The organism is Microcoleus sp. B13-B6, assembly GCF_036705405.1.
Taxonomy (GTDB): Bacteria; Cyanobacteriota; Cyanobacteriia; order Cyanobacteriales; family Microcoleaceae; genus Microcoleus.
Map to the genome: position 1 here is coordinate 1 of NZ_JAUBUJ010000040.1, position 18,764 is coordinate 18,764.

Genomic DNA, 18,764 nt, shown 5'->3' on the forward strand with positions numbered 1-18,764 from the left:
TCTGGTGGCTGTGGGCTTTTTCATTCCTTTATTTTACCAGATGCCGCCACTTAAGTTTTTTTGACCTGAATCCTTACGAAAATATTATGCTCAGACGGCAGGGTTTAGGATCGGTTTTAATTGATTTTGGTATAGCAAGACAGCCTACTGCACCGGGGAAGTTGAGGACTAATACAAATGTTGGAACCAGGTATTACGCACCCATCGAATTGTCAGAAAAACGACGAGAATGTGGGTCTTATAGTGATGTTTATTCGCTAGCGGCGACGCTGTACGTGATGCTGACTGGTGAGATGCCGTTTCCGTCGGAATTTAGGAAGCAAAATGTGCTTTTAATTCCGCCGAAACAGCACAATGATCAAATTAGTAACAGGGTGAATGCGGCGATTATCAAAGGGATGGAGTTGGAACCGCAAAATCGCCCGCAGTCGGTGCAGGAATGGTTGGATTTGGTGATGCCTAAAAAAGTTGCTTTGGATTTAGGGATAGCTAAAAAGGCGGAGACAGTGCAATTGAATTTGTTGGAGACAGTGCAATTGAATTTGTTGGATTTGGTGATACCGAAACCAGCGCCTCCTGAGACTGCGCGGGTGATTTCAGCCGTGGGGATGGATTATATAAACTTGCGGAATTTATTGGCGGCTAAAAAGTGGCAAGAAGCCGATGAGGAAACTCTGAGAGTGATGTTGAAGGTGGCGGGTAGGGAGAAAGAAGGATGGCTGGATACAAAGAGTATTGAAAAATTCCCCTGCGAGGACTTGCGAACTATTGACCAACTTTGGGTAAAATACAGCGATGGGCGCTTCGGCTTTAGCGTGCAGAAGCGTATTTATCAAAGTCTGGGGGGAACTAGGAAATATGATATTACAGTATCGGAAGCGTTTGGCGATCAGGTAGGCTGGAAAAAAAATGACAAATGGCTGTACTACAAAGACCTCACTTTTTCAGAGAGAGCACCAGAAGCTCACCTCCCGTTGGGTGGGATGGTTAACGGGTTTAAAGGTCGGATTGGGGGGAGGTGGTGTTTTTGTTTTTTCGCGTCGAGACTTGTAGACTGTAACATCTAAGCGTTTCAGGATTTCATAAAGATTTATAACAAAGCCCAAAACCACGAAACCATGCCCTGTCTAGGTTTCCGACGGGGTTTTCGGGACATAACGAGCAAATAATCAAAGTAAAATCAATCTCAGAAACCGGGTTTCTGCGATAATTTACGCATCATCACCCAGATTCAGGAAGAAACCCGGTTTCTGCCTCCCCACCAACAGCCTCCAAACTCCATAACGCAAGAAACAAAATTTGTAGTTTGCATTAACAACCAAGACTAAGCAACCAACAATAAAACTCAAATAACTCTTACTCCCCCCCTTACCAAGGGGGGGCTGGGGGGGGTTAAAAATCTAAACAACAAACGAACAAACTAAAAAAACGCTCTTACTCCCCCCCTTAGCAAGGGGGGGCTGGGGGGGGTAAAAATCTAAACAACAAACGAACAAACTAAAAAAACGCTCTTACTCCCCCCCTTAGCAAGGGGGGCTGGGGGGGGGTTAAATCCTATATAACAATGACAAAACTCTACAACAGAAGCTCAGAAAAATTCAAGCGGCAGAAGCTTCGCGCAGAAATGACAGAAGCTGAAAAGCAGCTATGGAAACGGATCAGAAACAGACAGCTTGAGAATTGTAAATTTCGCAGACAATACAGTGTAGCAGCATTTGCGCTAGATTTTTATTCACCAGAAATCAAGTTAGCACTGGAAGTTGATGGTGACAGCCATTTTGTGGATGGCGCTGTAGAATATGATGCAGAAAGGCAAGAGTTTATTGAGTCGGCAAGAATTCATTTTTTGAGGTTTACTAATGATGATGTTTATCATAATTTGGATGGGGTTTTAGAGGTGATTGTGGAGGGGATTAAATCGTTGAGAACATCGGGTGTTTTACCCCCCCCAGCCCCCCCTTGCTAAGGGGGGGAGTAAGAGTTAGCCCCTTGCTAAGGGAGGGAGTAAGAGTTAGCCCCTTGCTAAGGGGGGGAGTAAGAGTTAGGAGGGTAGATTAGATTTAATCGTTTATAACATCCACTCTTTTACCCCCCCCAGCCCCCCCTTGCTAAGGGGGGGAGTAAGAGTTAATCCCTTGCTAAGGGTGGGGAGTAAGAGTTAGGAGGGTAGATTAGATTTAATCGTTTATAACATCAACTCTTTTACCCCCCCCCCAGCCCCCCCTTGCTAAGGGGGGGAGCAAGAGTTAGCATTTTACTAAGGGTGGGTGCAAAAGTGTCTATAATCCAAAATTCATAATTTACAATTTATATGAGTTCAAAAGTTACCCTCACTATCACCGCAGGCAATCTCAAAGGCCAAGAATTCGCCTTTGACACCCGCACTACTTGCATTATCGGGCGCGCCAAAGATTGCTATCCCAAAATTCCCGACGACGACAAACACCCCACCATCTCCCGCTATCACTGTTTGCTAGATATCAATCCTCCCGATATCCGCGTGCGAGATTTTGGTAGCAAAAATGGGACTTTTGTAAACGGTGAAAAAATCGGTCAGCGAGAAGCCCATCAAACTCCCGAAGAAGCTGCTCAAATTCAATTTCCAGAATACGACTTGCAGGGGGGAGATGAATTTACACTCAGCGATACTTCTTTTCGAGTTGCTGTTACCCTTGACCCGGAAATCGCCAAAAATATCCAACAACAATCACCCCCAATCATTCCCTCAAATCAAGCCAATCTGTGGGAAATGCTGCAAGCTTTTCTGTTGAAAGCTGTGGCTGGTAAAACTAATATTGGAGTTCTGGGGGATTATGTTTTACTGAAGGAGTTGGGTAAGGGAGGTTTTAGTTTGGTTTATTTGGCGCGACATAAACAAACAAATGAAGAAGTCGCCCTGAAAGTGATGTTACCAAAAGTTGCTGCGAATCAGCGGGCTGTGAATTGGTTTTTGCGGGAAGTTGATAATACTAAATGTTTGAAGCATCCGAATGTGGTAGGATTTAAAGAGTCTGGTTATGCTGATGAAACTTTCTTTTTCACGATGGAATACTGCGAGGGCGGTAGTGTTGTTGATTTGATGGCAAAACGCGGTGTCAGCACTTTGCCGATTGATGAGGCTGTGGCTATTATTGTGCAAGTTTTAGATGGTTTGACTTACACTCATAATGCGGAAATTCCCAATGTCAGATTGGCTGATGGTAGTTTTGCAAAGGGACGGGGTTTGATTCACCGGGATTTGAAGCCGGGGAATATTTTTCTGGCGAATGTGGGTGGGAAACAAGTTGCTAAGATTGGGGATTATGGGTTAGCAAAAGCTTTCGATCAAGCGGGTTTAAGCGGCCAAACGATGACTGGTAATGCTGTCGGTACGCCGTATTTTATGCCGCGACAGCAAGTGCTTGATTATAAGTATGCGAAACCGGAGGTTGATGTGTGGGCGGCGGCGGCTTGTTTGTACGTGATGATTACGGGATATTCGCCTCGCAATTTTGCAGGATTAGACCCGTTTCGTGCTGTTTTGGATAATGATGCAGTTCCTATTCGCGATCGCACTTCCTCGATTCCTCAACCGCTAGCCGCAGTTATCGATCGCGCTTTAATCGACAATCCTGAAATTTATTACAAAAGTGCAGTAGATTATAAACAAGCCCTATTAAATACTCTACCATAAATTAATGAATGCACGATTTTTGTGGCAGTTTCCCGAAAATAAACCTCGTTGGCTTGTCCTATTTTTGTTAGCTTTAATCGCCGCTTTGGCAATTGCCTCCACAACAGTTTACTTCAAAAACGGCATAGCCCAAACAGTCAATCCCACCTTATCTGTTGATGTGACAGCCGATCGACATTCCATCAGTCCTGACATCTATGGTATGAATGATTATGCCCTAGATCCCACAATCGCCAAAGAGTTACGAATTCCAGTAGAACGCTGGGGGGCCAATCACACCAGCCGCTACAACTGGTTAGTCGATTCTTCCAACAGCGGCGATGACTTCTTTTTCGTGGGTGGCGGCGACAAGAAAAATCCTGTTCCCGGTGATTCTATAGATAAAATTGTCAAAATCAACCGCCAAAACGGCAGCAAAAGCATCGTTACAATTCCGATGATTGGCTATGTAAATAAATTTAGCACTTGGAACTGCGGGTTTAGAGTATCCAAATACGGGCCACAAGAAAAAACAAATCCCTACATTTTTCCAGAAGGTGATAAATGCGGCAACGGTAAGCGTCCCGACGGTACTTTGATAACTGATAATAATCGCCTTGATGTCAGTATTATTAGCGACCCAGCATTTCAAAAAGCTTGGGTTCAACACTTAATTAAAACCCACGGTACTGCTGCTAAGGGCGGCGTGCAAATTTATCAAATGGACAATGAACCAAGCGGCTGGGGAAATACTCACCGCGATGTTCATCCAGAAGCGACGAGTTACGAGGAATTGCGCGATCGCACTTACCAATATGCCTCAATGGTAAAAGCTACAGATCCAACTGCTAAGGTACTCGGCCCGTCGGATTTTGGCTGGCCTGTCTATGTGGATTCGGGGGTTAAGGGCGATCGCGAAAAGCACGGCGGTGTCTGGTTTGCGCGGTGGTACTTGCAACAAATGCGCGCTTATGAAAAGCAAAAAGGTGTTCGGATTCTCGACTATTTCGACGAACACTACTATCCTTCGGCGGACGATACCTGTTTGGCCAATTGTCCCGCCGGCGATGCCAACACCCAAGCGCTGCGACTGCGATCGACTCGTTCTCTATGGGATGCTACCTATACTGATGAAAGTTGGATTGGTAAATACAATCCACCCCTAACAATTATCCCCCGGTTTCGAGAGTGGGTAAATCAAGATTATCCAGGTACAAAAGTCGCGATTACTGAATACAATTGGGGCGGTTTAGAGTCGATTAACGGCGCCTTAGCCCAAGCCGACGTACTGGGGATTTTTGGGCGGGAACAAGTGGATTTAGCGACGCTGTGGGGGCCTCCTAAGTCTTCGGAACCGGGGGCCTATGCTTTCCGAATGTACATGAATTATGACGGAAAAGGCGGTAAGTATGGCGATACTTGGGTGCGATCGGGTAGCACAGATCAAGGACTTTTGTCAATTTACGGAGCCGATCGCAGCAGTGATGGTACTCTGACGCTGGTAATTATTAATAAAACCAACAAAAATTTGACTAGCAACTTGAGTTTGAAAGGATTTAAATCGGCGGGTAAAGCTGAATTTTACACTTACAGCGAGGCCAATTTGCAGGCGATCGTCCGTCAGAGCGATTTAAATGTCAGTGATACTGGATTCCAGGCAACTTATCCCGCTAATTCTATGACTTTGGTGGCTATTCCCAAGGCTAATTCTTAGCGGACTTAACTTAAGCCACGGAATTCGCCCGCCAGAACCGGAATGATTAAACCGCAGAGGGCGCAGAGGACACTGAGGAAGAGAAGAGAGAGAGGAATAATTCTGACATTTTTAATCTGAAATTAGACCTGAAGCGTTCCTGCGATCGTCCTTAGCATCCGAGTGTGTTAGTGGACAAATGCAACTCTCCTGTCCCAGCCACTGCGATCCTACTTGATGCAGGGCTACCATCACCGGTTGAATTTGGCGACCCTTGGGCGTGAGGGAATATTCTACGCGGGGCGGAATCTCGGCATAAACACGCCGATCAACTAACCCTTGAGATTCCAACTCTCGTAGGCGTTGGGTGAGGGTTTTGGTGCTGATGCCAGGGAGTGCCGTGAGTAATTCGTGGGGACGCCTCGCGCCTCCAAACAGTTCGCGTAGAACCAAAATTGACCATTTATTGTCCAACAAATCCAGCACAAATTGAATCGGACATTTAACCTCTACGCACTGACTCGCTTCCACCATAAACTCCCTGCACAGTTGCCTTCACGATAATTTCCATATTTCTTTAGAAATGGCTCAAGCGTCCTATTGGCTTCAATGCTTTACCTAAAGTAACTATAGGATACCACTGGTAACTGACTTGTGGGCGATCGCGGATTAAGGCAATGTGGTGCACAGTCATCAATTCCGAACAATCCACTCTCCACTCCTATGGTCAGTTCAATTAGTAAATCGGAGTCTGCTGGTCTCCCATCCAGCATTAAAGCACCTGTTCAAGAAACCCTGTTAACACCCCGCTTTTACACCACCAATTTTGATGCCGTTGCCGAAATGGATCTGTCCGGGCAACAAGCGGAATTAGAAGCAGTTGTAGCAGAATTGCGCGCGGACTATAACCGCCACCATTTTGTCCGAAATCAAGAGTTTGAGCAATGCTGGGACAACATTGATGGCGAAACGCGAAAGGCATTTATTGACTTTCTAGAGCGATCCTGTACCTCAGAATTTTCGGGTTTTCTGTTGTTCAAAGAACTCTCCCGCAAACTTAAGAATCGCCAACCGTTGTTATCGGAAGCCTTTAGCTTACTGGCACGGGATGAAGCGCGTCATGCCGGTTTCTTGAATAAGGCGATGGCAGATTTTGGGTTGTCTCTCGATCTGGGCTATTTAACAAAAAATCGTACCTACACATTCTTCCCTCCAGAATGGGTAATTTATACTGTTTATCTGTCGGAAAAAATTGGCTACTGGCGCTATATTTTGGTGTATCGCCATCTCGAACAACATCCAGAACATCAAATTTATCCCCTGTTTCGCTACTTCGAGAATTGGTGCCAAGACGAAAATCGGCATGGGGATTTCTTTAAGGCTTTGTTGCGATCGCAGCCTAAGCTTTGGAATAACTGGAAGGCAAGACTCTGGGCGCGCTTTTTCCTACTGACGGTGTTTGCCACCCATACAATGACGGTGTTGGAACGCTCCACATTTTATGACTCCATCGGCATCGACCCCGATGAATATAACAAGCAGGTGATTCATCACACCAATGAAACAGCAAAACGGGCGTTTCCCAGTATTTTAGATACCCACCATCCAGAATTCTTTCCCCGTTTGGATCGATGTGCGATCGCCAATCAGAAGCTAGCAGAAATCTCAACTAACCAGCGCCCTGCCGCCATCCAATTTTGCCAAAAATTACCCTGGATTGCTGCGATCGCGTGGCAGTTGTTGCGCCTTTATTTACTGCCTTCGATTAATGCTGAATCGTCCAGAACCGCTATTAATTAGGAGATATTGCCATGACTAATCTATCGACACGCCTCAGAGAAGGCACGATGCAATCCCACACCACAGCCGAAAATACGGCATTTATGAAATGCTTTATCAAAGGCATTGTGGAACGGGAACCTTTGCGTAAACTATTTGCCGATTTGTACTTTGTTTACAGCGCCTTAGAAACGGCTTTGCAGAACCATGTCAACCACCCGATTATCGGAACCCTCTATTTCCCGGAGTTAAATCGCACTGAGAATCTGGCTTGCGATCTAGCTTTTTATTACGGTGAAAATTGGCGGGAGGAAATTACGGCTTCGCCAGCGGGTTCTGTGTATCGCGATCGCATTCAAACCCTCTCAGCAACCGATCCAGTCCTGCTGATTGCCCATGCCTACACCCGCTACATGGGTGATTTATCCGGCGGACAAAGCTTGAAAAATGTGATTCGATCGGCGTTGTCTCTGCCGCCGGATCAGGGAACAAATTTCTATGAATTTTCCCAAATCTCGACACCAGAAGCAAGGCGAGTATTTAAGGAACGCTATCGCCAAACCTTTGATGAGTTTCCGGTGGATGCTGACACGATCGAGCGAATTGTCGCCGAAGCAAATACGGCATTTACCCTTAACCAGGATGTAATGCACGAACTCGAAGCCGATGTGAAAGCGGCGATTGGAGACCATACCTTTGATTTGCTGACTCGGCAAGATCGCCCCGGTAGCACAGAAGGCCGCAGCCCTCATGCCAAGCGAGAATCTGTCGCAAAATAACTCGCCCAAGGAAAACAAGATCGATCCTATCTCTAAAATATGCCGGGGTTCTGAATTTACACAACAACAGAAGGATACATTAGTTAATGAAACAGTTATCACAAACGGTTGAATTTGATGCTGCATTGTTGAATAAATACAACCAGCCTTTACCTCGCTATACCAGCTATCCACCCGCCACAGAATTAAGCACTGATTTCGATCGCCACGCATTTAAAACCGCGATCGCCGTCGGCAATCACAAACAAACCCCCTTATCGCTTTACTGCCACATCCCCTTTTGTGAAACGCCCTGTTATTTCTGCGGCTGCAATACCATCATTACCCAGCGCAAGGAGGTGGTAGAACCCTATTTAGGCTATCTCGATCGCCAAATTCGCCAAGTTGCCAGTTTGGTGGATGCCGATCGGCTGGTGCATCAGTTGCACTGGGGCGGCGGCACGCCCAACTATCTCGATCGCAGTCAGGTAGAGTGTCTCTGGAACCAGTTAAATCGATATTTTCGGTTCGATGACGCTGCAGAAATATCGATCGAAGTCAATCCTAGCTATATCGATCGCGAATATATTCTATTTTTGCGACAATTAGGATTCAATCGCATTAGCTTTGGCATTCAAGACTTTAATCCCATCGTGCAGGAAGCGATCAATCGGGTGCAGCCCGAAGCGATGTTGTTTGATGTGATGGATTGGATGCGGGAAGCTGGGTTTGAAAGTGTCAATGTGGATTTGATTTACGGCTTACCTTTCCAGACACAAGCAACATTCCAGGACACAGTAAAGAAGACCTTGCAATTAAATCCCGATCGCATTGCTGTCTTTAATTTTGCCTATGTTCCCTGGCTCAAACCGGTTCAGAAACGAATGCCAGAATCTGCTTTGCCGACTGCGGGCGAAAAGCTGAAAATTCTGCAAAGTACGATCGACCAACTGACGCAAAATGGCTATGTGTTTATTGGTATGGATCACTTTGCTAAGCCTAATGATGAACTAGCTATCGCGCAACAAGCTGGGCAACTACATCGTAATTTTCAGGGTTATACCACTAAGCCCGAATCGGATCTGTTGGGCTTTGGCATGACTTCCATCAGTATGTTGCAGGATGTGTATACCCAAAACCACAAGCGATTGCAAGATTTTTATCGGGCGATCGATGGGAAGGAATTGCCGATCGAAAAAGGTGTTATACTTAATCAGGACGATCTGATTCGGCGCACAGTAATTATGGAATTAATGTGTCAATTCCAACTGTCGGTGCAAGATTTGGAAGAAAAATACCATCTCGGCTTCGATCTCGATTTTAATGACTATTTCGCTCAGGTTTTGCCACAACTTGATGCCTTAGAAGCCGATGGGTTAATCAAACGTTGGGGCGATGGCATTGAAGTAACCGCGCTCGGCCGCTTGCTAATTCGCAATATTGCATCCGTGTTTGATAGCTATCTCATCCGCCACTCAAGCAAACGGTTTTCCAAGTCCCTATGAATCATCGTCAGATTTGTTAACTCTGAGATGTTGCACCATTCTCAATTACTTGTTTAGGAACAGGCTTTTCGGCCTGTTCCACAACAAAATTCACTCTTTATGGAACGGGCCGGAGAGCCCGTTCTTGAGAATGCTACAAGATGTGAGTTAACTCAGATTTGTTAACATAGTCAGAGACGGATAAATACTTTCATAACCGAGTTGTTGCGTAAATTCTAACCAATTCAACAAGGAAAAAATCAATGTTCTGTGAACAATGCGAACAAACAGCAAGCGGACAAGGATGCCATCAGTTTGGTGCTTGTGGGAAAAGTCCCCAGGTGAATGCTATCCAAGATTTGCTGATTTATTATCTGCGCGGGTTGGCTCCGATTGCCCTAAAAGCAAAGGAGTTAGGCATTGATACTCATGCAGTGGATGTCTTCACCTGCGAAACGATCTTTGCCACGATGACGAATGTCAACTTTTCCGAAAAGCGGTTTGTTGAGTATCTCCAAGAAGCGATCGCCCATCGCGCCAACCTCAAGGCTCAAGTGCAGCAAGCAACAGACACTCCACCCACCTGGGCTGCAATTTCCGACTTTGAACCCAACTTTGAGGAGAGCCTGGTTGAGCAGGGTGAGCAGATTTCCCTCCAGTTCCTCAGTCAGTCTGCCTCGAATGTGGATATTTTCTCACTCAAACTCACAGTGCTATATGGGGTTAAGGGTCTTGCCTCCTACACCTTCCACGCCTACGAAGTGGGCCAGGAAGACGAGCGGGTGTATCGTTTCATTTATGAGGCACTTGTCGCCCTCGATAACCAGACCTTGAGCTTGCAGGAGTGGGTGGATCTTGCTCTTGAGGTGGGAGCCATTAATCTGCGCTCTATGGAACTATTGGATGCCGGACATACCGGTACCTATGGGCATCCAATTCCCACGCCTGTTCCCCTCAATCCACGGCAAGGGAAGGCGATTCTGGTTTCAGGACATGACATCAAACAACTCGAAGGCTTACTCAAGCAAACAGCAGACACTGGAATTACTGTTTACACCCACGGCGAACTTCTACCAGCCCACGGCTATCCCAAACTAAAACAGCAGTACCCCCATCTATACGGTCACTACGGCACTGCTTGGCAGAACCAAACCAAGGATTTTGGCAAGTTCCCCGGTGCGATCGTGATTACGACCAACTGCTTAATGCCAACCCATTCCTATTATGAAAATAAACTCTTTAGCGTTGGCCCCGTCGGCTATCCGGGTCTGATTAACTTGAGTGAGATCGACAATGGCACACCCGATTTTACTCCCGTTATTGAGAAAGCACTGGCACTTCCCGGCTTTACCGAAGATGCACCCCCCAGGGAAGTCACAGTTGGTTTTGCTCACAATACAGTCCTAGGGGTGGCAGATAAAATCATTGAGGCTGTGAAACAGCGTAAAATCCGCCATTTCTTCCTGGTAGGGGGCTGTGATGGAGCCAAACCCGATCGCAACTACTACACCGAGTTCGTAGAAAAAGTGCCTGATGATTGTGTCGTGCTCACCCTAGCTTGCGGTAAGTTTCGCTTCTTCGATCGACAAATGGGCGACATTGACGGACTACCCCGCCTGATGGATGTTGGTCAGTGCAACGATGCCTACTCAGCGATTCAGATTGCTGTAGCCCTAGCCAATGCCTTTGAGGTAGGTGTCAACGATATACCCCTTTCCATGATTCTGTCGTGGTATGAACAAAAGGCAGTAGCCGTCTTGCTAACTCTCTTGCATTTGGGGATTAAAAACATTCGTCTAGGGCCGACATTACCGGCGTTTATTTCTCCCAATGTCTTCAAGCTTCTGTCGGAGAAATATAACTTGCAGGCCATTACCACCCCTGATGCCGATCTGGCAGCTTGCTTGAGCTGATTAGCAGTCATTCGCTAAGTCTATTCAGAGGGATTCATCTGCGTTAATCTGTGTTTATCTGCCCTCATCTGCGGTGAAAAAAAGAGAATTTATCGAGCCGCAGATGATAAGGGATTGACGCTGATTCACGCAGATGTCGAGAAGAGAGATAGGAATGGGCGAGCGATCGGATGGAGATTCATATTCTAAAAGATGGCAGTCGGATTTTCACAGGCTACCGAGGTCAAATGAATCTGGCTGGGTCGGAGTTATGAACCCGATCGCACTAAGCATCGAGCATCCAAGCAATACACTTTTGCATTTGATTGCTCATTGTTTGTCGATCGGCATTATACCTGCGGCCATGTCCCGGCAACACCCATTCAAACGAGTAATTAGCCAAATTCTGCATAGATTTGATTTGTTCCGGCCAAGAATACCAACAGACATCGTGAAAGCCAACTAGCTGCTGCAAACTTTCCGACCAAGCAAGATGATCGCCGGTGAACAAAAACTTGTTATTGTAAAGCAAAACTGTGTGACCTTTCGTGTGACCTGGCACCGATATAATCAACAAATCATCTGCTAGTTGATACGGTTCGGTGGGCGACAATTGCATTTCTACACGGCAAGTATCAGCGTTAATTTCGTCATAATGAATGATGCGATCGCACCCAAAATGATCGCGGTATTGTTGATGATCTGCGACATCATCGCGGTGAGTCAAGTACATATAGCGAATGCCGCCCATTGCTTCTATGTTTTTGACTAGCGGCGGCACAAAACGGGGAGAATCAACTAAAATGTTTCCTTCAGGGCGGACAATTAAATAGCTGGCTGCAGCGTAGGAATTCTCTGAGTGGTAGCCGCAGTGATAGACATTTTCTGCTACGAGTGCGGGTAACAGTTGCTGGGCTTCTTTGATCCTTTTGGGTTTTTCTACAGTCCCTATCGAACTTGTGGGACAAGACAAAAGAGCCGCGAGCGATCGCATTTCTTCAGTGTCATTAGTTGGCTGGTGGTAAACTGCCGACTGTTCTCCCGCTTGAGTAAATACTTCAGGTGCCATCCACCGACAAGTATCGCAGTCAATGCAGGTACTGTCCACTTGACACTCCCCTGGCTAAAGCCGAGGGGATTCTTGATTCGCAGAATCGACTTGCCGATGCAGAATTACTTCAACATCGGTAGCGGTCAACTCTCCACAAGCGTTCGGATCTAAGATCCAAGTTCCGACGTGCCCCGCCGTACTCAATCCCCGACTTAGGATATTTCTACCTGCGTTGTGATCGCGATCTAATACACATCCACACCGACAAGCGTGAGTTCGCGTTGATAGACTTTTCTTAACAATGGTTCCGCAGCTAGAACATTCTTGACTCGTCCCGTGGGCTGGCACGGCAATTGTAATCCTTCCGAATACTTTACCGAAATATTCCATCCACACTCGAAACATATACCAAGATGCGTCGTTAATCGATTTAGCTAAGCAGTGATTCTTCACCATGTTTTTGATTCTCAAATCTTCATAGACTACACAGTCGTTTGACTGGATGACGCATCTTGCTAATTTCACAGCAAAATCTTTACGCTGTCTACTTATTTTGAGGTGGCGTTTTCCTAGAATTACCCTAGCTTTTTTTCTATTTTCTGAACCTTTGACTCGCTTTGAAAGCCGCCTTTGGGCTTTCTTTAGTCGGCGCTCTCCTTTGCCCAGAAAACGCGGATTTTCGACTGTAACACCATTAGAGTCTGTGTAGAACTCTTTGAGCCCCACGTCTAATCCAATAGCATTACCTGTAACTTCAATCTTCTCGGAACGGTCAACTTGAACGCAAAACTGGATGTAGTATCCATCGGCTCGTTTGACTAAGCGCACTCGCTTAATTTGGCTAAGCTGATAGAAATGTAAGTCTCGCGTTCCTTTTAATTTGAGTTTCCCGATTCCATTCTTATCTGTAAAAGTGATAGATTTCCGGTCTGTCGCTAGACGCCACCCGGTCGTTTTGTATTCGACTGAGCGGTTGTCTTTCTGGAATTGCGGAAATCCCTTTTTCCCGGGAATTTTCTTTTTACAGTTGTCGTAGAAGCGGGCGATTGCCGACCACGCTCTTTCGGCGCTTGATTGTCGAGCCATGCTATTCAATTCATCGCAAAACGGAAACTCTTTAGCTAAAACAGCGCTGTACTTATTCAAGTCATATTTGTTGACTTTTTGGTTTTCCATCCAAAAGCGCAATGCTTTGTTACGGATGAACTGCACTGTTCTAATTGCTTCATCTACAGCATCGAATTGCTGCTTTTTACCGTATGCTTTGAATTCAAAAACTAGCATGACTTCGACCTCATCACGTTCTTCTTATGCTAACAGCACTAGCTTAATATCATCAAAGTGTTTACAAGACTTTACAGAGTTGTATCCTAAGTTGCAATCCTAATATCTAATGAAAGATACTGGGAAGCTAAAGCCTCCTTCTCCCTTTCATCCCCGGACTAAAGTCACGGGGTTTTCATGTTCGATTTCTATAAATTATGGTAACAATGAGTACCCCCCACATCCCGACGGGGGATTAAACCCCGTCTCACAGACCAAGCCGATTAAAACTCACCTCTTGCAGCATTCTCAAAAACGGGCAAGATGCCCGTTCCACAAGAGATTAATTTTCTTGTGGAACAGGCATCTTGCCTGTTCATAAAATGCTAATTGAGAATGGTGCAATATCTAAGTTTCAATCAACAATTCTACCGCTCCTGATCCGCTGGAAAAGCACCCGCTTTCACCGCCACAGTAACAGGTTGTCCGCCGCGGCTCAATTCAAGCTGCAGATCGCTGCCCACTGTACTTTTCTCGACAATTTGCTGTACGCTGCCAGCATCAGTTACTTCTTTACCGTTGATTTTCTTGATCACATCGGCAAGGCGAACTCCAGCTTGTGCCGCCGGAGAATTTTTCGCAACTCCCAAAACTAACACGCCTTTATCTTCAGTCAGCCTCAATTTGGTGTTGGGATTTTTATTGAATTCTGCCTTGACTTCGGGAGTAATGCTCAACATCCGAACGCCGAGATAAGGATGTTCGGCTTTTCCTACTGTTACTAATTGGTCGGCAATTTGTTGTGCTCGATCGATCGGAATAGCAAAACCCAATCCTTGAGCGCCTTGAATAATCGCCGTATTCATGCCGATAACTTGACCGCGCTGGTTCAGCAGCGGGCCACCAGAATTGCCGGGATTAATCGCAGCGTCGGTTTGAATAAAGCTGACGCGCTTGTCGGGAACACCGACATCGGCGCTAGAACGGCCTGTAGCGCTAATAATGCCCACAGTCACAGTATTGTCCAAACCGAGGGGATTGCCGATCGCGATCGCCCATTCTCCCGGCTGTAACTCTTCAGATTTGCCCAAACTCACCACAGGCAAATTGTTAGCTTCTATTTTAACAACAGCCACATCAGTAACTGTATCTACGCCTAAAACTTTACCGACAAATTCGCGGCCATCCTTCAGTTTTACCGTCACCGTATCCGCCCCGTTAACGACGTGAGCGTTAGTCAAAATGCGGCCATCAGAACCAAAAACAAAACCCGAACCGGAGCCCCTTTCTACCCGATTTCCCGGTTGAATGGGAGATTCCGAACCGAAGAAGCGGCGGAATTGCTCGGGGATCTCATCTGGAACTTGGTTCGTCACGGTGCGAGACGAATTGATCCGCACCACTGCCGGGCCGACTTCCTGCACAACTTTAGTGACAAAATTAGAGTCTTGAGATGGCAGTATATTTGCAGGCAATGCTGAGATTGGCGCTGCACTTGCCGGTTCAGCTTTGATGGCGTTAGAACTTCCAGGAACTTGAGAAGTTAGGGCGTTGCACCCAACAGTTGCGGTGGAACCGAGCAAAATGAGGGATAAAAAAGCAAGTTTTTTAGGGAAAGCAAAAGTGCGAGAACGCTGAGATGCAGGCATATTTTGGGTTGACATAGTATTGATTTGGTTGGAGTTAGAGCGAGAGTTATAATTATGGTTTTGCATTTTTAGCACCTACTGTAATTAAATTAGAACTAAAGGTTCTTTAATTTTTATTCAAGCATTGATGATATCTGCTTGACTGGTGGGGTTTACCCTACAAGCTGGGGTAGAAACCGGACCGTCGCAGGCAAATTGTTTGTGGATTCGAGCTTTTGAGTGCGATCGAACAGGGTCTGCACTGGCGAATTGCTGTCTGAGTGCGATAATACAAACTACGGTAGCCAGCCCGCATATTCCGCATTTTCCGCAAACTTTTCACAGGATTGATATCCGAAGTCATTCGATTTTAGATTTTAGATTTTAGATTTTGGATTGACTTGCGCGAGATAAATTCGGGGGCTTGAGGATTTTAGATTTGAGATTTTGGATTGATTCCACGGATAAATCACGTGGCGGGTACCACCTTTGAAATTCTTGGTCAAAAATAATCCTGGACTCAACAAAACCAGGTTTCTACGCAAAATCTTCGTTGGGAGCGATCGACGTTAACCTAGAAACGGAGTTTTTGACCCCGCCTGAATCCAGGAAGGATAGCAGCTAAAGCACCCGAAAGCTTCACCCTACAGCAGGAAGTAAAAAACCTGTAATATCGTTTCCGGTTGTATCGGAATGATTTAACCGCAGAGGGCGCAGAGAACGCAGAGGGAGAGAATACAGAGAGGAATAATTCCGATGCTACCGGATTTGATATAAAGCCTCAAGCTAAAGTACCAACTAAACCTACAGCATATTCGGTGGTTCATGAAGTACAGTATCCGCCTTAATTGTTGGTACATTGTTATGTAGGGTGCGTCGCTGCTCATGTTTAATGAAACTTGCAGATTGACTGGTGGCGACGCACCGATGCTTACGACAAGATTGTGTGTACCGCATATACATGGAATATGCTGTAAGTCAATCGATTGCGCGATTTTAGATTTTAGATTTTAGATTGACTTGCGCGAGATAAATTCGGGGGCTTGTATCCTGGATGCTCTCGGTCACAATAGCCTGCAAAAACTCTTTTCAAATCTAAAATTTGAACCTATGGAGGAATTTTATTGCTCCATAGGTTCAATGGAACTAACCGAATCGATTTCCCTCGACTTGTTCCTCGAACTTTCCAAAATATCAACAGTATTCTTAATAAAACCAGCCATCGGCACAGCAACTAACAAACCTGCTATTCCTGCCACCTTAACCCCCACCAGCAGCGCCACTAAAATCCACACAGGATTGAGACCGATAAAACCGCCTAATAACCGAGGAGCAACCCCACTTTCAATTATTTGCTCAATTACTGTAGCGACAGCTAAAACTGTGACGCCGAGCCAAAAGTTGCTTAATGTGATCAGCAAACTGACAATGCAAATACTGAAAGGTGCCCCGAAGGGAATCATAGTCATTACACCCACACCCAAACCGAACAGAAGTCCGAAGGGAACTCGCATAATTAAAAAAGCAACAGTGATAGACAATCCCATCAAACCCGCCAAAGTTGCTTGCCCGACGAAGTAGTTGTGGAAGCTGCGCGCCAGCAACTCTCGCAATTGAAGGCTATGCTTGGAAGGAAACCATTTAAACAATCCTTCCCATACGCGATCGCCGTGCAAGAGCAAGTAGAATGTCACGACTATTGTGAGGAGGAAATTCAACAGACTGTCTGCAGCACCCAAGCCAAATTTGAGAATTTCGCCAGTGAGAGACTGCAATTGAGATGAAAGTCGCTCGCTCAATTGGGTAGTCAAACCGCTGACATCAATGCGGAGATTGCGATTTTCCGCCCACTTGTTGAACGCTTCAATCTGTTCTGTGCCAGAAACTATCCAAGTCGGCAGTCGGGTGGCGAGTTCAGTGATTTGGTTTAGCAGAATGGGTGCCAGAGTGATACCTAAAACCACCAATACCAGTAAAGTCAAAAACAATACCGACAAAACTGCTCGATCGCGCTTCAAGCCATATCTGTGCAGAAAGCGCACTGGATAATCTAGCAAAAAAGACAGCACTGTAGCCACTACCAAAACTGTAATCAGGGCGCGAAAATATTCAAAGACTAGGAGGGCTAACCAGCAGTTGAGTACCGCTAGGGGAAATACCAGTCCGTAAGTCCACCACTGCTGCAGTTGAGTGAAACGTCTCATCTAAGTTAACCGAGTTAAAATTTGAGATGCAAGATGTGAGATTGGCGCTGCTATTTGCCCTTCTCCGTTAACCATTTTATAGTGCATTTATTTATACCCGACTGCTGAAACTTCTCAGTTGCTCTGCCAGGGTAAATTGGGTTGCTGGCAGGCAGTGCCTGCCACAACTATGTTATATCGTTTCCGCTGGTATGGATATATTACCTGCGAAAATAATTTCTTTTCGGTTGGCACGGCAGCGGTTTGCAGCGCGCGATTCAGCCTTTTTCACCATGCCGTTCGAGAGCTAATTGAATTAAACGGTCTACTAATTCAGGGAAAGAAATGCCGTCCGCTGCCCACATTTGCGGATACATACTGGTAGCTGTAAAGCCGGGAAAAGTGTTGATTTCGTTAATCAAAACTTCTCCGGTTGATTCAATGTAGAAAAAGTCTACTCGCGCTAAACCTGCTGCGTCTACAGCCAAAAATGCTTGCACGGCCATTTCTTGGATTTGCGAGACGATCGCACCGCTGACTTTTGCCGGGATTGAGCAGTCGGCTTGTCCCTGGGTATATTTAGTTTCGTAGTCGTAGAAATCGCTTTGAAAACTAATTTCTCCCACCGTTGAAGCTTGGGGATTATCGTTACCTAAAACTGCACATTCTAATTCTCTAGCCACCACACCCGCTTCGACAATTATCCGCCTGTCGTAGCTGGCGGCGCTGTCGAGAGCTGATTCTAACTCAGCGCGCGATCGAGCTTTAGAAATTCCCACAGACGAGCCCAAATTGGCCGGTTTAACAAAGCAAGGATAGCCCAAAGCTGCTTCAATTTTATCACAGAGTTTAGGAAAAACGCAAGGATTAGACCAGATTTCCGAACGGTTAACAGCGATGTATTTTACCTGCGGCAAACCAGCTTGAGCAAAAGCCATTTTCATGGCAATTTTATCCATTCCCAGCGCCGAACCTAAAACCCCGGAACCGACAAAAGGAACTTGCATTAATTTCAGCAACCCTTGCACCGTACCATCTTCACCGTTTGGGCCGTGCAAAACAGGGAACCAAACATCTACAGCATTAAAATTAGGAAATTGTCCAGCCGGAGAGTCGTCTTGTGCTGTTTGTTCTTCTATTTCCAGAGGTTTTCCTGTGGCTAAGACTTGTTGAGGTAATGTTCCCGACAGCCAGCGGCCGTTTTTTTGAATGTAAAAGGGCAGAACTTCGTATTTAGAGGCATTTTCCTCCGCAGCGAGGGCGCGGGCGATCGCCCGCGCCGAACTAATTGAGACTTCGTGTTCGCCCGATCGCCCCCCGAACAATAGCCCGATCCGCATCATTGTCATTTTTCACTACTCCTAGGACTTTTCGACAAATA

16 protein-coding genes are annotated in these 18,764 nt (G+C 46.1%); 8 read left to right on the plus strand and 8 right to left on the minus strand.

All coding sequences use genetic code 11. The features are described from left to right. The 4 genes from QUB35_RS18780 to QUB35_RS18795 form a co-directional block, all read left to right on the plus strand. Positions 1-1,067 (plus strand): GUN4 domain-containing protein (locus tag QUB35_RS18780; protein ID WP_333143291.1); only part of this gene is annotated, 1,067 nt, incomplete at its 5' end. Between the two features lie 497 nt (positions 1,068-1,564). After that, positions 1,565-1,966, plus strand: coding sequence for an endonuclease domain-containing protein (locus QUB35_RS18785; RefSeq protein WP_333143292.1), 402 nt, complete (start codon positions 1,565-1,567; stop codon positions 1,964-1,966). A gap of 345 nt (positions 1,967-2,311) precedes the next feature. Further along, a complete protein-coding gene (locus tag QUB35_RS18790; protein ID WP_333143293.1) occupies positions 2,312-3,673 on the plus strand; it encodes a protein kinase domain-containing protein in 1,362 nt (453 codons plus the stop codon). A gap of 4 nt (positions 3,674-3,677) precedes the next feature. Next, positions 3,678-5,366 carry a glycoside hydrolase family 44 protein gene (locus QUB35_RS18795; protein WP_333143294.1) on the plus strand — a complete coding sequence of 563 codons (1,689 nt, stop codon included), beginning with the start codon at positions 3,678-3,680 and terminating at the stop codon, positions 5,364-5,366. A gap of 111 nt (positions 5,367-5,477) precedes the next feature. On the opposite strand, the gene QUB35_RS18800 is transcribed toward QUB35_RS18795, so the two are convergent. Continuing rightward, the gene (locus QUB35_RS18800; RefSeq protein ID WP_333143295.1) at positions 5,478-5,879 is read right to left on the minus strand and encodes a helix-turn-helix domain-containing protein; all 402 of its coding nucleotides are present in this window, start codon (positions 5,877-5,879) and stop codon (positions 5,478-5,480) included. Between the two features lie 43 nt (positions 5,880-5,922). Then, positions 5,923-6,057 (minus strand): hypothetical protein, encoded by a 135-nt coding sequence (locus QUB35_RS18805; RefSeq protein WP_333143296.1) that lies wholly within the window; start codon positions 6,055-6,057, stop codon positions 5,923-5,925. Between the two features lie 11 nt (positions 6,058-6,068). Between QUB35_RS18805 and acsF the strand changes: the two genes are divergently transcribed. From acsF to hcp, 4 genes are all read left to right on the plus strand, one after another. Then, entirely contained in the window at positions 6,069-7,145 is a 1,077-nt protein-coding gene (gene acsF, locus QUB35_RS18810) for a magnesium-protoporphyrin IX monomethyl ester (oxidative) cyclase (protein ID WP_333143297.1), read from the plus strand. 11 nt (positions 7,146-7,156) lie between these two features. Continuing rightward, positions 7,157-7,903, plus strand: coding sequence for a heme oxygenase (biliverdin-producing) (locus tag QUB35_RS18815; protein WP_333143298.1), 747 nt, complete (start codon positions 7,157-7,159; stop codon positions 7,901-7,903). A gap of 86 nt (positions 7,904-7,989) precedes the next feature. Further along, positions 7,990-9,387 carry an oxygen-independent coproporphyrinogen III oxidase gene (gene hemN / locus QUB35_RS18820; protein ID WP_333143299.1) on the plus strand — a complete coding sequence of 466 codons (1,398 nt, stop codon included), beginning with the start codon at positions 7,990-7,992 and terminating at the stop codon, positions 9,385-9,387. A gap of 242 nt (positions 9,388-9,629) precedes the next feature. Continuing rightward, positions 9,630-11,279: a hydroxylamine reductase gene (hcp, locus tag QUB35_RS18825; protein WP_333143300.1), complete on the plus strand. Its 1,650-nt coding sequence runs from the start codon at positions 9,630-9,632 to the stop codon at positions 11,277-11,279. A 265-nt stretch (positions 11,280-11,544) separates the two neighbouring features. Here the strand turns inward: hcp and QUB35_RS18830 are convergent, their stop codons facing one another. From QUB35_RS18830 to QUB35_RS18855, 6 genes are all read right to left on the minus strand, one after another. Beyond that, positions 11,545-12,366, minus strand: a complete 822-nt coding sequence (locus QUB35_RS18830) for an MBL fold metallo-hydrolase (RefSeq protein WP_333143301.1) — start codon at positions 12,364-12,366, stop codon at positions 11,545-11,547. A 15-nt stretch (positions 12,367-12,381) separates the two neighbouring features. Next, positions 12,382-13,593 (minus strand): transposase, encoded by a 1,212-nt coding sequence (locus QUB35_RS18835; protein WP_333143302.1) that lies wholly within the window; start codon positions 13,591-13,593, stop codon positions 12,382-12,384. Positions 13,594-14,000: 407 nt separating this feature from the next. Further along, positions 14,001-15,287, minus strand: a complete 1,287-nt coding sequence (locus tag QUB35_RS18840) for an HhoA/HhoB/HtrA family serine endopeptidase (RefSeq protein ID WP_333143303.1) — start codon at positions 15,285-15,287, stop codon at positions 14,001-14,003. Positions 15,288-15,378: 91 nt separating this feature from the next. Continuing rightward, complete coding sequence (locus tag QUB35_RS18845) at positions 15,379-15,564, minus strand: hypothetical protein (protein ID WP_333143304.1); 186 nt, start codon at positions 15,562-15,564, stop codon at positions 15,379-15,381. Positions 15,565-16,321: 757 nt separating this feature from the next. After that, positions 16,322-17,404 carry an AI-2E family transporter gene (locus QUB35_RS18850; RefSeq protein WP_333143305.1) on the minus strand — a complete coding sequence of 361 codons (1,083 nt, stop codon included), beginning with the start codon at positions 17,402-17,404 and terminating at the stop codon, positions 16,322-16,324. A gap of 257 nt (positions 17,405-17,661) precedes the next feature. Next, complete coding sequence (locus tag QUB35_RS18855) at positions 17,662-18,732, minus strand: D-alanine--D-alanine ligase family protein (protein WP_333143306.1); 1,071 nt, start codon at positions 18,730-18,732, stop codon at positions 17,662-17,664. Between the last annotated feature and the right edge of the window lie 32 nt (positions 18,733-18,764).

What these genes read in the sequence shown, in the direction of transcription:
- QUB35_RS18840 (WP_333143303.1), bottom strand. Translation starts at nt 15,287, where the DNA reads ATGCAAAACCATAATTATAACTCTCGCTCTAACTCCAACCAAATCAAT.
- QUB35_RS18790 (WP_333143293.1), top strand. Translation starts at nt 2,312, where the DNA reads ATGAGTTCAAAAGTTACCCTCACTATCACCGCAGGCAATCTCAAAGGC.
- acsF (WP_333143297.1), top strand. Translation starts at nt 6,069, where the DNA reads ATGGTCAGTTCAATTAGTAAATCGGAGTCTGCTGGTCTCCCATCCAGC.
- QUB35_RS18845 (WP_333143304.1), bottom strand. Translation starts at nt 15,564, where the DNA reads ATGACTTCGGATATCAATCCTGTGAAAAGTTTGCGGAAAATGCGGAAT.
- hcp (WP_333143300.1), top strand. Translation starts at nt 9,630, where the DNA reads ATGTTCTGTGAACAATGCGAACAAACAGCAAGCGGACAAGGATGCCAT.
- QUB35_RS18815 (WP_333143298.1), top strand. Translation starts at nt 7,157, where the DNA reads ATGACTAATCTATCGACACGCCTCAGAGAAGGCACGATGCAATCCCAC.
- QUB35_RS18835 (WP_333143302.1), bottom strand. Translation starts at nt 13,593, where the DNA reads ATGCTAGTTTTTGAATTCAAAGCATACGGTAAAAAGCAGCAATTCGAT.
- QUB35_RS18850 (WP_333143305.1), bottom strand. Translation starts at nt 17,404, where the DNA reads ATGAGACGTTTCACTCAACTGCAGCAGTGGTGGACTTACGGACTGGTA.
- QUB35_RS18855 (WP_333143306.1), bottom strand. Translation starts at nt 18,732, where the DNA reads ATGACAATGATGCGGATCGGGCTATTGTTCGGGGGGCGATCGGGCGAA.
- QUB35_RS18795 (WP_333143294.1), top strand. Translation starts at nt 3,678, where the DNA reads ATGAATGCACGATTTTTGTGGCAGTTTCCCGAAAATAAACCTCGTTGG.
- QUB35_RS18800 (WP_333143295.1), bottom strand. Translation starts at nt 5,879, where the DNA reads ATGGTGGAAGCGAGTCAGTGCGTAGAGGTTAAATGTCCGATTCAATTT.
- hemN (WP_333143299.1), top strand. Translation starts at nt 7,990, where the DNA reads ATGAAACAGTTATCACAAACGGTTGAATTTGATGCTGCATTGTTGAAT.
- QUB35_RS18785 (WP_333143292.1), top strand. Translation starts at nt 1,565, where the DNA reads ATGACAAAACTCTACAACAGAAGCTCAGAAAAATTCAAGCGGCAGAAG.